This is a genomic window from Acetoanaerobium pronyense (genome assembly GCF_017874355.1).
In the GTDB taxonomy this organism is placed as follows: Bacteria; Bacillota; Clostridia; order Peptostreptococcales; family Filifactoraceae; genus Acetoanaerobium; species Acetoanaerobium pronyense.
Window position 1 is genome coordinate 93619 of the sequence record NZ_JAGGLI010000001.1, and the last position, 13040, is coordinate 106658.

A 13040-nucleotide genomic window follows, 5' to 3' on the forward strand; every position below is an offset into this window, starting at 1 on the left:
TATTAGTTCGATATATCTAATAGAGTATTTCATTTTTTGATTATTTAAAAATATGAAAGGGCTGGGTTGATGGAAAAAAGAGAGAGGAAAAAAAGTATAAAGTTTAAGATGGTAGCACTTCCCCTTATACTTATTTTTGTTGGAGTAAGTATAATCGGAGGAATATCTTCTTACTTTGCAAGGGAAAATCTACTAAATGAAATGAGAGTAAATGGATTTTATTTGGCAGAAGGTTATGCATCGAGATTAAAGGATAATAGTGAGACTTTAAAAACTATAGATAAACTTATTGAAGAGAGAATAGAAACTGCAAATAGAGTGATTGCTTTTAATAGCGGCAATATAAATAACGAATTTCTTAGTGCATTATCTAGAGATATGAATATAGTGGAAATCAATATTACTTCTCCAGATGGTGAGATAATATACTCAAACATGCCTGAAAACATAGGATGGACATTTCCAGCTGACCATATAGGCAGGGAAGTATTAAACGGAAGCAAAACTACCCTATATGAGGACATAAGGCAGAGCGCTGTCGATGGAAACTTTTACAAATATGGATATTTAGGACTTCCAAGCGGGAATATGGTACAGTCTGGAATAGACGCATCAACTCTTGCAGGAATCATGGAAAGCTTTGAATATCAAGTACTTATAGATGAGATTTCTCAATCGGAGGAAATAGTTTTTGCATTATACATAGATGATAGCTTTACAGCAGCAGCCCATAGCAATAAAGAAAGAATTGGTATAGACCTTAAAGATGATCCTGGAGCAATAGCCGCAATTTCAAGGGGAGAAAAATACTCTAATGAATATGATTTTGCAGCAGAAGGAGTTAGAGTTTATGAGGTGCTTGTGCCTGTTGAAGAAGAAGGAAGAGTAGTAGGAGCAATAAACTTAGGATATTCCATGAAAAACATAAATGCTGCAGTTAGAAATAATATGATGATAGTGTTTGGAATATCTTTATTAGTATTTCTTGTAATGGGGATACTTATGTATCTTATTTCAAACGATATAGTAAAGCTTATTCAAAAGCTAAAAATACAGATGAATCTTATGGGAGATGGAGATTTTACACAAGATATTCCTAAGGATATACTTGCCAAAGAAGATGAATTTGGAGAAATAGCAGATGCAGTAAAGGGAATGCAGGAATCTATGAGAGCAATTGTCTCAGGAGTAGTGGAGACTTCAAATCAGCTTGCAGCATCTTCTCAGGAGCTCACAGCTACTGCTCAGCAATCTGCAACAGCATCTGATGAGGTGGCAAGAACTATAGAGCAGATTGCTCAAGGGGCATCAGATCAGGCGGTAGATACGGAAAAAGGTGCAATATCTATTACAGATTTAGGGACTATAGTTGAAGAAAATGAAAGACATATAGATAGACTAAACAAGTCTACAGAGAATGTCAACAAACTTAAGGACGAAGGCTTTGATATCCTTAAAGGACTTGTAGAGCAGACTAATAAGAACAATCAATCATCAAAGGAAGTAAAAGAAGTTATAGTAAATACTAATGAGAGCGCCGAAAAAATAGTTACAGCAAGTGAAATGATAAAGAATATTTCTAACCAAACAAATCTTCTAGCTCTAAACGCTGCTATAGAAGCTGCGAGAGCTGGAGAGGCTGGAAGAGGATTCTCAGTTGTAGCTGATGAAATCAGAAAACTTGCTGAAGAATCAAACAGATTCACTGAAGAGATATCGTCTGTAATAAGCGAGCTTACAGGAAAGACCTCTAATGCAGTAAAGACAATGGAAGAGCTTGAAGGTATAGTGAATTCTCAAAGTAAGTCAGTTGAGATGACAAGCGCTAAATTTGAGGGGATTTCAGATGCCATAGAAGACATGAAAAGTGCTATATCTATGGTTAATGAGTCTGAAAAAGAGATGTCCGCAAAGAAAGATGAGATAATATCTATTATAGAAAACCTTTCTGCAATATCAGAAGAAAATGCAGCAGGAACAGAGGAAGCATCCGCTTCTGTAGAGGAGCAGTCAGCATCTATGATGGAGATTGCAAACTCAAGTGAAGAGCTTGCTAAAATAGCTCAAAATCTAAATGAAATGATATCAAAATTTAAAATTTAAGATTAATTTAGAAAAGACGAGATTCTTTTGAATTTTGTCTTTTCTAATGTAAAAAAATATTGACAAAATTATAAAAAAATAGGAATCTAATAGTTGAACATAATACTTTAATAGTAGTGCAGGGGAGATAAAATGAAAAGTTATAATCTAACAGAAGGAAGTATTTCAAAAGCATTAATAACTTTGGCACTTCCAATTATGGGAACATCCTTTGTTCAAATGGCATATAATCTTACGGACATGATGTGGGTAGGAAGACTTGGAAGTCTTTCGGTGGCAGCAGTTGGGACAGGGGGATTCTTTACCTGGTTTTCCATGGCCCTCATAATGATATCAAAAATAGGAGCAGAAGTTAGAGTGTCTCAATCCATTGGAAGAAACGATGATATTTTAGCTAAAAGATATATAAAAAGCTCTATACAAATAAATCTCTTTTTTTCCATAGTATATAGTTTGATTTTAATACTATTTAAAAACCAGCTTATAGGATTTTTTAACTTAGGAAATGAAGAAGTAATAACAAAAGCTACGGATTACCTTTCCATAATTGGTATTGGTATGGTATTTAGTTTTATAAATCCTGTATTTACAGCAATATGGAATGGGTATGGAAACAGCAAGGTCCCTTTTAGAGTAAATGCACTTGGCCTTATTGCAAATATGATACTCGATCCCCTCCTTATACTAGGGTTTGGTTTTATTCCAGCATTGGGAGTAAAGGGCGCAGCTATAGCTACAGTATTTTCACAGTTAGTGGTTTTTTCTGTATTTTTGGTTTATGCAATTAAGACACCTAAGCTTTTTTCTAGCTTAAGGCTTTTTACAAATATTGATTGGGAAAAGATTAAGGATGTATATTTTCTGGGACTTCCAGCAGCCCTTCAAAGCGGAATGTTTACTGTTTTTGCAATGTTTATTGCAAGAATTGTAGCAGTGTGGGGACCGGTGCCAGTGGCTGTTCAAAGGGTAGGTAGTCAGATAGAAGCTATATCTTGGATGACAGCAGGTGGCTTCTCCACTGCAATAAGTGCGTTTACAGGGCAAAACTATGGAGCTGGAAAGTGGGACAGGATATATAAAGGGTATTTTACTGGACTTTTTTTAGTAAGCCTTGTAGGTATATTTGCGACACTTCTTTTAATATTTGCAGGAGGACCCATATTCTCTATATTCCTCTCTGAAAAAGAAGCTCTTGGTATTGGGGTAGCTTATCTGAAGATACTTGGTTATTCTCAGCTTTTTATGTGTATTGAAATACTAACATCAGGAGCGTTCAATGGTCTTGGAAGGACTGTTCCACCTTCTGTAATAGGTATAATATTTAATGCACTAAGGATACCTGCTGCCATATTTCTTTCTTCTGCAACATCTTTAGGACTTGATGGAGTATGGTGGAGCATAAGTATTTCCAGTGTGTTTAAGGGAATAATATTAACCACATGGTTTATTGGACTTCTAACTAGATATAAGAAAAAAACAGGCACAGTGATTCCAAACCTAATTTAGCATTTATGGAAAGTTATCTTATATAAATTTTTATTAAAGAAATATCGGTTAAACTTAAAAACTGTTATGAGCCCTTTAAATGAGCTATAGCAGTTTTTTTAATATAAAGTTTATAGTAAATTTTATATTATTTTTCAAATAGGTCTTCCATAAGATTATTAATTCTATCTCTTCTTTTTTTACTTTCTTCTAAGTCTAAGGTGATTTGAGTACCTATTATATTGATGAAATCCCCTTCCTTAGTTTCCCTAGGCAAATAAATTTTTTTTATTTCTTTAAAACTACCATCTGAAAGCTCAACTACTGCATATTCTTCTTCAAACCTGTCTATTATACCCTTCATAATAAGCCTCCTAGTTCCCTTTTCTGTAAATATAGCTTCCTGGGTCTTGATTTACAGTAATTTCATTTCCACTAGATTTAAATACTACTGTTCCTTGTTCATCGGTCCTATATAAAGAGATAGAGTTTTCTTCAAGTAAAGTAAGAATCTCTTTGTGGGGGTGAGAATACTTATTTTTATATCCAGCAGAAACTACAGCTGCATAAGGAGATACTTTATCTAAAAACTCCTTTGTGGTAGATGTGGAGCTACCATGATGACCTAACTTAATAACATCAGACTTTATATCATCAAAGGATTTAAGAATATCCTCTTCGTTTGGGGCTTCGGCATCACCCATAAAAATAAAAGAATCTTCATTATAGACTATCCTCACTACTGCAGAGTAGAGGTTTAGTTCATCAGAGTAATTTTTGTCTTTAATAGGACTCAAAAACCTAGTATCAATATTTGTATCAAAGTCGATTTCCCTACCTTCATAGGCTTCCTTTATTGTAAGTCCCTTTGATTTTGCAGCTAGGAGTACGTCTTCAAAGGTTTTAGTGGTATGGATTTTTTTAGGCATATAAAATTCTCCTATTTCAAATGAATTTATAACATCATCCATTCCACCTATATGATCCGCATGGGGATGTGTACCTATTAAGACGTCTATTTTTCTAACTCCCTGTCTCTTTATATATTCCACAACTTCTCGGCCTTTGGAATTGTCTCCAGCATCTATAAGCATTGTTTTGTCGTTTGGAGAAATAATAAGGGAGGCATCTCCTTGACCTACATCAATAAAATGAACCTCTAGTAAAGGCTCTCTTTCTGAAACAAAAATTTCGCAACCCGATGAGATTAATAGTATAAAAATAAATAAAAAACTAAGATATGTTTTTTTCATGATTCCTCCTAGAAACATACAATTTATTATATTATATCAGAAAATATATATTACATTTAGGGTATTAAGAGTTTTTAATAAAGCGTGTTTAGGTGTGATTTTTTTGGAAATAATTAAGAGTATGTTAAACTAAAGACTAAAGTATGATTTTGCTTTTTATAATTTATAATATATAGACTAATAACAGAGTAATTATTCCCAATAAGAAAAAAATATGATAAAATTTTAATATTGCAATATTACAATGTACTGGAGGAGATTGAGATTAATAAGCTGGAATCGGACTGTAGTTTAAAGTCTATAACTATAGGATCAAAAGATGACCTTTTACCATATATGAATAAGGTGAGTTATGAAGCCTGTGAATATAGTTTTATGACAATATATATGTGGCAGCATGTTTTCAATACAAGTTATAAAATAAAAGATGACTATTTGATTATATTTGGAAAATACGAGGATGATTATTTTGCTATACAGCCAATTACCGAAAAGGAGAACTATGAAGCTGCATTTAGTGAAATAGAATCTTGTTTTGAAAGGATAGGACAAAAATTGAATCTAAGGGCAATAACAAAGCCTTGGGTTGATTTTTTAATTGAGCGATATCCTGAAAGATTTGAGGTTATCGAAGAAAGAGATGCCTTTGACTATGTATATGATGCCGAAAAATTAAGAACTCTCTCAGGGAGAAAATATCATTCTAAGAAAAACCATTATAATGGCTTTTTAAAAGAATATGAAGGTAGATATGAGTATAGACTTTTAGACCAAAAGGATTTTTCAGAGGCAATAAATCTAATGGAAGAATGGGCAAAGGATAAAGAGAAAGATCAGCATTTAGTCGGAGAGAGGCTTGCTGTAGAAAAGGTATTTAAAAATCAAAGTAGACTTAAAGAAACTAAGGTAGGCGGAATTTATATTGATGGAAAGCTTGAGGCCTTTACATTTGGGGAGATGCTAAATGATGATACCGTTGTTGTTCATGTGGAAAAAGCAAATCCAGAAATAAGAGGACTTTACGCTGCAATCAATAAACTTTTTTTGGAAAATGAATTTCCAAATGTTGAGTTTGCAAATAGAGAAGAGGATTTAGGCCTTGAAGGTCTTAGAAAAGCTAAGCTTTCATACAAGCCTATAAAACTTGTAGAAAAATATACATTAATAGAAAAGTAGGGATAAAATGGGGTTTAGATATGCAGAAGAAAAAGATATACAAATAATAAGGGAGCTTTGGATGTATTCCTTTAATGAAGATGCATCATCTACAGATTATTATTTTGAAAATAGATATTCTAAAGATTACAATGCTTTATGGGACGAAGAAGAGATAAAGGCATCTCTTCAGTTGAACCCATATACACTATCTATAAAAGGGAAAAAAGAAAAGACAAGCTATGTGGTTGGGATAAGTGTATATCCAGAGCACAGAGGTAAGAAGCTGACTACAAAGCTACTAAAGGCATCTCTTTTAGATTTGATTGAAAGAGGGGGGGCTATATCCTTGCTTATGCCTATAGATACCGATATCTATAGGAGATATGGCTATGAAAACTGCTTTGATATGGAAGTATATAACCTTTCTATCAGAGATATTAAGATAAGAAAGGATAGGGCCGAAAAAACAAAGAGAGTTCGAGAAATAACTAAGCAGGATATAAAAGATATTCAGAATATTTACTCAAGTGCTTCGAAAAACTGGGACAATTATATAGAAAGAGATGAGGACTACTTTAAAGAGCTTTTTAAAGAAGTAAAATCTGAAGCAGGGGAAATTTTCATATCCTATGATAAAGATGAAGGTGCAACTGGATATATGATATTTTATCCGAAATTTGAAGGGGGCTCTAAGGGTTTTGTGAGGGAGATGTTTTATAAAAATAGCTCTTCACTCAATACCTTTTTATCGATAATCAAGAGTCATCGTACTCAGTTTAAGGATGTAGAGATATGTCAGGAAAAAGACTCATATTTAAAAGACTTTTGGGGTTATGATAACAAAATAAAGGTTAATATTAAACCCTTTATGATGGCGAGAATAATAAATCCAGCATTATTCTTAAATAATATGGGTATAAAAAATAAAATCCCTCTTAAAATGAAGATTATAGATTCTTTTTTAGATATCAATAATAAAGCGTTTATAATATCTGAGAATGATGTAATAGAGTCAAATGATGAAAATAATATTGATTTTATAATAGATATAGGTTCTCTAACTCAAATTGCACTGGGATATATTGGTATTGAAAATGCAGTATTTACTGAAAAGATAGTTTTTTTAGAACCTGAAAAGAAAGAGAATATAGTATCAGCTCTTAAAGAAATTTTTCCAAATACAAAATCATTCATAAATGATTATATATAAAAAGCTTCCCTTTTTTGTTATTAAAAAAGGGAAGCTTTTTTCTGAATTAACCTAGTTTTTATGTGTTAATAATGGATATTTGAGTTCATTAATACTGGATTTATTATTAAAACTGTTATTTTTTTGTACTATCAAGTGGATCTGTTGGAGGTGTTACCTCTGGTTTTAAACTATTCATTACAGGCTCTTTAGGCATATCCTTATAGCCCTCATAGGATTCTTTTTCTAGAGCTTCATGCCTTACAAAAGTAGAGAATACCTGGTCTATATTTTCTTCGTGACTATCTACAAGAACTAGAACATCTCCGCTTTCTAGGTGCACATGATATTTTTCTGCATCGTCTTTATCGATTCCAAGTCCAGCAAGGGCTCCTACAACTCCTCCTGTAGCTCCTCCTGCAGCAAGACCTGCTATTGTAGCAGCAAGAGGACCTGCGGCAAGTATTGGTCCTATCCCAGGGATAGCAAATATTCCAGCTTCTACTAAAAGAACTCCTATAGCACCAATTGCTCCACCTGCTACAGCTCCTGTTCCAGCAGCTTTTCCTACTTCTTTTTCTGGGGATGCATGTGTAGCCTCTTCGATGTGTTCTTTTGTTTCTTTGCTCTTTGCTATAAAGGAGATATTTTCCTCCTTATATCCTATAGTCTTTAGTTCCTTTATTGCTTTTATAGCATGCTCTTCTAGTTTAAAAACTCCGACCATTCTTTTTTTAGACATTTGTCATTCCTCCTTAGTAATTGATACTTTCAGTTATAGATAATATTCCCAAATATTAGGCATTGTAATCAAAATTGATATTTAATAATACTTTTAGGATTCAAATTCAAAAAATCTTTACATGACTTAAATTTTAGGAGATTATTATAGAAGAGATTAAATTAAACTGGAACTAATGCTGTAATAATTTTATAGGGAGGAAAATATGAGAAGGTATTCCCTTTGTATATTTATATTTATTTTTATTTTTTCCTTATTTTTTATTGAAGCTCAAAACTATCTACTTAAATCTAAAGTAGATATAGATGAATACAATGGACTTAATACAGTAAAGAAAATAGAATATAAAGAAACGCATACAAATATTTTTTTTCAAGACTCCGTGATGACTATATGGAATGATACTCATAACATAAAAGAAGGAGATATTTTAGATGTAAGAGGAAGAAAACAATTAGCTCAAAATCTTGAAAATAAAGGATATGGAAGATATCTAATGAGTAAAGGCTATATCTATATAATTAAACCTGAAGATTATATTTTTGTTGGGAGAAGTATTTCTCCTTTATATTATATACAAAAGCTTAGAGATAGGCTGGGCAGAAGGATCGAAAATATTTTTAGAGGAAGAAGTCCCTTTATAAAAGCACTAATATATGGAGAGCGAAGTGAGATAGACTTATCTACAAGTGATACAATGTCAAAGACAGGTACAAGTCACCTTATTGCTATTTCTGGATTTCATATAGGTATAATAGCTGGACTTTTAGGAATACTACTAAATAAAACAAACTTTTTGACCAGATATATTTTCATTTTTTTCTTTATATGGATATATGTGGTTTTTACAGGAGGAAGACCCTCTTCTGTCAGAGCAGGTGCTTTCTATACTTTTTTGATACTAAGTGTGATATTTAGTGAAGAGTATGATATACTAAGTAGCGGATTTATCATAGCTTCTGCTCTTTTACTTATAAATCCTTATATAATATATGACATAGGCTTTCAGCTTTCTTTTATGGCTATTTTATCTATTGGACTTTTTTATAACCCTATAAAAAATAAGGCAGAAAAAATAAAAAATCCAATCCTTAAAAAAATTGCTAAGCTTGGTGGGCTTACTATTTCAGCTCAGCTCCTTACTTTGCCTTTGACATATTATCATTTTGGGAGAATCTCCCTTATATCTCTAATAAGCAACCTGATTAGCGTTCCTCTTATTGGAGTTCTTTATCCGGTACTAATTTTTACAATACTATTTAATAAGATTGCGTTTATAGGTCCCATAGCCAAAGAAGTATCTGTGGATTTAATGGATTTTTTTATATATATCAACACCATGCTTTCTGATATACCAATGTCTTATATTGACTTTCAAGAATCGAGTATTTATATTACAATATCTATGTATATATTTTTAATAGCTTTATATGGAATATACGAAAAATACAGGCTAAAGGAGAACTTTAATGACTTACAAGGATTTACTCGCCAATATTAATAAAGGAGAAAATTTAATATATTTACTCTATGGAGAGGAATCCTATATTATTGAAAAAATCATTGAGGAAATCAAAGATAAGCTGGATACTTCTTTTAAAGATTTAAACTTTGTTCAAGTGGATGAGGTTGGCTCAGACATAGATAAAATTATTGAAACTCTTGAATCCATGCCTTTTATGGATACTAAGCGAATAGTTCTTTTAAGAAGCGGAGATTTTTTCAAAACAGGGGGAAAAGGACTTTCTAAAACTGAGGAAGAGAAGATTCTAAATTATATAGGAAATCCTTCAAAATCTACTGTGTTAGTATTTGCCCCTAAGGAGCTAGACAAAAGATCTTCGACCTTCAAAGCAATTAAAAAAAATCATATAATTTTTGAATCAAAAAAACTTACTTCTTTAGAGATAAAAAAATGGTCGAGTGATGTGCTAAAAAATCATGGAGCATCTCTTGATGGACAGCAACTTGATTTTTTTCTAGAGCGCACCGGATATTTTTACAAGGAGTCTCCTAAGACCCTGAGAGATGTAGAAAATGAGCTTATAAAGCTTTCGTCTATATTTAAGGAAAAAAAATCTATAAGCAAAGAGGATATAGAAGCAATTGTCTTTGAAAATTATGAAAATGATATATTCAAGTTTATAGATTATGTTTTTATGGGAAATACTAAAAATTCCTTAAGGCTTTTTAGAGACTTGACTCAGAATGGAGAATCCCCTCTCATGGTTTTAACTATGATTGGAAGACAGCTTTCCATGATTACTAAATGCCACTTGCTCAAGGGAAAGGGATATAACCAAAGCATGATAGCTCAAAAGCTGTCAGTTCATCCATATGCGCTAAAAAAAGCAATGGATTATGCCCAGAAAGTAAACTTCAAAGATAGCGTTATTCTTATGAATCTTTGCGTAGACACAGATTTTAGAATTAAGACTGGACAGCTAAATGAAAATGTTGCAGTAGAGCTTATAATAACGAAAATATGGCAGAAGATTAAAAATGAAATTCATGGAAAGACAATAGCATAAAATGGTAAAAAAACACCAAAAGACATTAGTCCTTTGGTGTTTTTTTAGTAAAAATGAAATTTTATGTAGATTCTAAAACTTTGCAATTAATATCTTTATTTGAAAAACAAAAACCCCGGAACAATCTGGGGCCTTGATTAATAAAAATACTATTATATATAAGTACTAGTTAGCTTTTGCAGAGTTAAGTCTTGAAGCAAGCTTAGAAACTTTTCTAGCGGCAGCATTTTTATGGATTGTTCCTTTAGCTGCGATTTGATGTATCTTCTTTTGAGCATACTTGAAGTTTTGAGTAGCAGCTTCCATGTTACCTTCAGCAAGAGCAGCTTCAAATCTTCTTATAGCAGTTTTTATCTGTGATTTTCTCATTCTGTTTACTAAAGTTTTCTTAGCTGTAACAGTAATTCTTTTCTTAGCAGATTTGATATTTGCCAACCTGTTCACCTCCTAGATATTTTATTCTTCGAATTTGTCAACAAAAAAGATTGTACCAAATAAACCATTAAAAGTAAAGCACAAAAAGCCATATGTAGGAAAAAAATGAAGAAAAAAAGTATTAATAAAAGAGTAAGATAGATTTTCTACAATAAGCTTATTTGAAGAGCTAAAAAAAACTCACTTAATCTAAATTTTTATAATTGTATTGCAAAATTTCTATATAAATAATAGTATAATAAGGTTAGGAAGAAAAGTAAAGGAGGTAACTCGTGAATAAACAAGAAAGAACAAGAAATTTAAGTATAATAGCCCATATAGATCATGGAAAATCCACTCTTGCAGACAGACTTATTCAAGACACTGGTCTTGTATCTCAAAGAGAAATGAAAGAACAACTACTTGACAATATGGACCTTGAGAGAGAAAGAGGTATAACTATAAAACTTCAGTCTATTAGACTTATATATAAAGCTAAGGATGGAGAAGAATATTATTTTAATTTGATTGATACTCCGGGTCATGTGGATTTTAACTATGAGGTATCTAGAAGCCTTGCAGCCTGTGAAGGGGCACTTCTTGTAGTAGATGCAGCTCAGGGGGTAGAAGCCCAGACCCTTGCGAATGTATATCTTGCACTGGAACAGGACCTTGAAATAGTACCTGTAATAAATAAAATAGATCTTCCAAGTGCAAGACCAGAGGAGATAAAACAAGAAATAGAGGATATTATCGGACTTGATGCATCAGAAGCTCCTCTTATATCGGCTAAGGATGGATTAAATATAGTTGATGTCCTTGAAGCCATTGTTGCCAAGATACCTGCACCAAAAGGAGATTTCAACGCTCCATTAAAATCACTTATTTTTGACTCTTATTATGATTCTTATAAGGGTGTAATTTCCTATGTAAGGGTTTTTGAAGGAGTAGTAAAAAAAGGTGATAGGATAAAGATGATGAACACTGGAAAAGTGTTTGAAGTTACTGAGGTTGGAGTTATGTCGCCAGGACATCTTCCTGTAAGTGAGCTTGGAGCAGGAGATGTAGGATATATAGCTGCATCAATTAAAGATATAAGAAGTGCAAGAGTAGGGGATACTATAACCCTTGCAGACAGACCTACTTCTGAGGCTCTTCCTGGATATAAAAAAGCAACTCCTATGGTTTACTGCGGTATATATCCAGCCGAAGGAGAAAAGTATGAAAATGTAAGAGATGCCCTTGAAAAACTTCAAGTAAATGACGCGGCTCTTGAATTTGAAGCCGAAACATCTGCTGCTCTTGGTTTTGGGTTTAGATGTGGATTTTTAGGACTTTTACATATGGAGATAATTCAAGAAAGACTGGAAAGAGAGTTTGATCTTAATATCATAACCACAGCTCCATCAGTGCTTTATAGAGTAAATAAGCATGATGGTGAGGTTTTGATGATTCAAAATCCTACAAACCTTCCACCAGTTCAAGAAATAAGTCATATTGAAGAACCTATTGTTAAAGCAGATATTATAGTGCCTACAGAGTATGTTGGTGCTGTTATGGAGCTTGCTCAAAACAGACGAGGCAATATGCTCAATATGGAATACCTTGATACAAAAAGAGTGACTCTTCACTATGAGCTTCCTCTAAACGAAGTTGTTTATGATTTCTTTGATTCCTTAAAATCAAAAACAAAGGGCTATGGCTCCCTTGACTATGAATTTAAAGAGTATAAAGAATCAAATCTTGTAAAGCTTGATATACTTATAAATAAAGAGCAGGTAGATGCCCTTTCTTTTATAGTTCATGAAAGTACAGCTCAGGCAAGAGGTAGAGGAATGTGTGAAAAGCTCAAGGACGAGATACCTAAGCATCAGTTCCCAGTACCTATTCAGGCTGCGGTAGGGACAAAGGTTCTTGCAAGAGAAACCATAAGTGCCTACAGAAAAGACGTACTTGCAAAGTGTTATGGAGGAGATATAAGCAGAAAGAGAAAGCTTCTTGAAAAACAAAAAGAAGGAAAGAAGCGTATGAGACAAATAGGAAATGTAGAGGTTCCTCAAAAAGCATTTATGTCAGTTCTGAAGCTTGATGATTAATATATTGTTTTTAAAATATTTGCTTAGCATCTAAATAAATTAAAGAAGTATAGTATTAAGCCCCTATAT

Annotated in this window: 11 protein-coding genes; 7 read left to right on the forward strand and 4 right to left on the reverse strand. The window is 32.8% G+C overall.

The annotated features are described in order from the left end of the window. Positions 1 to 69: 69 nt before the first annotated feature. Together J2Z35_RS00450 and J2Z35_RS00455 are read left to right on the forward strand one after the other, a co-directional pair. Entirely contained in the window at positions 70 to 2103 is a 2034-nt protein-coding gene (locus J2Z35_RS00450; RefSeq protein ID WP_209658219.1) for a methyl-accepting chemotaxis protein, read from the forward strand. Positions 2104 to 2235: 132 nt separating this feature from the next. Then, positions 2236 to 3609: an MATE family efflux transporter gene (locus J2Z35_RS00455; RefSeq protein WP_209658221.1), complete on the forward strand. Its 1374-nt coding sequence runs from the start codon at positions 2236 to 2238 to the stop codon at positions 3607 to 3609. A gap of 127 nt (positions 3610 to 3736) precedes the next feature. Here J2Z35_RS00455 and J2Z35_RS00460 read toward each other — a convergent pair whose 3' ends face one another. Next, on the reverse strand, positions 3737 to 3952 hold the full coding sequence (locus J2Z35_RS00460) for a DUF3006 domain-containing protein (protein WP_209658222.1): 216 nt from the start codon (positions 3950 to 3952) through the stop codon (positions 3737 to 3739). Positions 3953 to 3962: 10 nt separating this feature from the next. Further along, a complete protein-coding gene (locus tag J2Z35_RS00465; RefSeq protein ID WP_209658224.1) occupies positions 3963 to 4841 on the reverse strand; it encodes a ComEC/Rec2 family competence protein in 879 nt (292 codons plus the stop codon). 336 nt (positions 4842 to 5177) lie between these two features. Here J2Z35_RS00465 and J2Z35_RS00470 point away from each other — a divergent pair, with 336 nt between their 5' ends. After that, complete coding sequence (locus J2Z35_RS00470) at positions 5178 to 6017, forward strand: DUF2156 domain-containing protein (protein ID WP_209658530.1); 840 nt, start codon at positions 5178 to 5180, stop codon at positions 6015 to 6017. A gap of 7 nt (positions 6018 to 6024) precedes the next feature. After that, entirely contained in the window at positions 6025 to 7209 is a 1185-nt protein-coding gene (locus J2Z35_RS00475) for a GNAT family N-acetyltransferase (RefSeq protein WP_209658226.1), read from the forward strand. Positions 7210 to 7324: 115 nt separating this feature from the next. Here the strand turns inward: J2Z35_RS00475 and J2Z35_RS00480 are convergent, their stop codons facing one another. Next, on the reverse strand, positions 7325 to 7930 hold the full coding sequence (locus J2Z35_RS00480) for a general stress protein (protein WP_209658228.1): 606 nt from the start codon (positions 7928 to 7930) through the stop codon (positions 7325 to 7327). Between the two features lie 205 nt (positions 7931 to 8135). On the opposite strand from J2Z35_RS00480, the gene J2Z35_RS00485 reads away from it, so the two are divergent. Then, positions 8136 to 9431 carry a ComEC/Rec2 family competence protein gene (locus tag J2Z35_RS00485; RefSeq protein ID WP_209658230.1) on the forward strand — a complete coding sequence of 432 codons (1296 nt, stop codon included), beginning with the start codon at positions 8136 to 8138 and terminating at the stop codon, positions 9429 to 9431. Continuing rightward, on the forward strand, positions 9400 to 10461 hold the full coding sequence (gene holA, locus J2Z35_RS00490; protein ID WP_209658232.1) for a DNA polymerase III subunit delta: 1062 nt from the start codon (positions 9400 to 9402) through the stop codon (positions 10459 to 10461). Before J2Z35_RS00485 ends, holA begins: the two co-directional genes overlap by 32 nt. 165 nt (positions 10462 to 10626) lie before the next feature. Here holA and rpsT read toward each other — a convergent pair whose 3' ends face one another. Next, positions 10627 to 10896: a 30S ribosomal protein S20 gene (rpsT, locus tag J2Z35_RS00495; protein WP_209658234.1), complete on the reverse strand. Its 270-nt coding sequence runs from the start codon at positions 10894 to 10896 to the stop codon at positions 10627 to 10629. A gap of 272 nt (positions 10897 to 11168) precedes the next feature. On the opposite strand from rpsT, the gene lepA reads away from it, so the two are divergent. Beyond that, complete coding sequence (lepA, locus tag J2Z35_RS00500) at positions 11169 to 12971, forward strand: translation elongation factor 4 (protein ID WP_209658236.1); 1803 nt, start codon at positions 11169 to 11171, stop codon at positions 12969 to 12971. Positions 12972 to 13040 lie beyond the last annotated feature (69 nt).

Coding starts and splice junctions, on each gene's coding strand:
- J2Z35_RS00450 (WP_209658219.1), top strand. CDS start 70: ATGGAAAAAAGAGAGAGGAAAAAAAGTATAAAGTTTAAGATGGTAGCA.
- J2Z35_RS00455 (WP_209658221.1), top strand. CDS start 2,236: ATGAAAAGTTATAATCTAACAGAAGGAAGTATTTCAAAAGCATTAATA.
- J2Z35_RS00460 (WP_209658222.1), bottom strand. CDS start 3,952: ATGAAGGGTATAATAGACAGGTTTGAAGAAGAATATGCAGTAGTTGAG.
- J2Z35_RS00465 (WP_209658224.1), bottom strand. CDS start 4,841: ATGAAAAAAACATATCTTAGTTTTTTATTTATTTTTATACTATTAATC.
- J2Z35_RS00470 (WP_209658530.1), top strand. CDS start 5,178: ATGAATAAGGTGAGTTATGAAGCCTGTGAATATAGTTTTATGACAATA.
- J2Z35_RS00475 (WP_209658226.1), top strand. CDS start 6,025: ATGGGGTTTAGATATGCAGAAGAAAAAGATATACAAATAATAAGGGAG.
- J2Z35_RS00480 (WP_209658228.1), bottom strand. CDS start 7,930: ATGTCTAAAAAAAGAATGGTCGGAGTTTTTAAACTAGAAGAGCATGCT.
- J2Z35_RS00485 (WP_209658230.1), top strand. CDS start 8,136: ATGAGAAGGTATTCCCTTTGTATATTTATATTTATTTTTATTTTTTCC.
- holA (WP_209658232.1), top strand. CDS start 9,400: ATGACTTACAAGGATTTACTCGCCAATATTAATAAAGGAGAAAATTTA.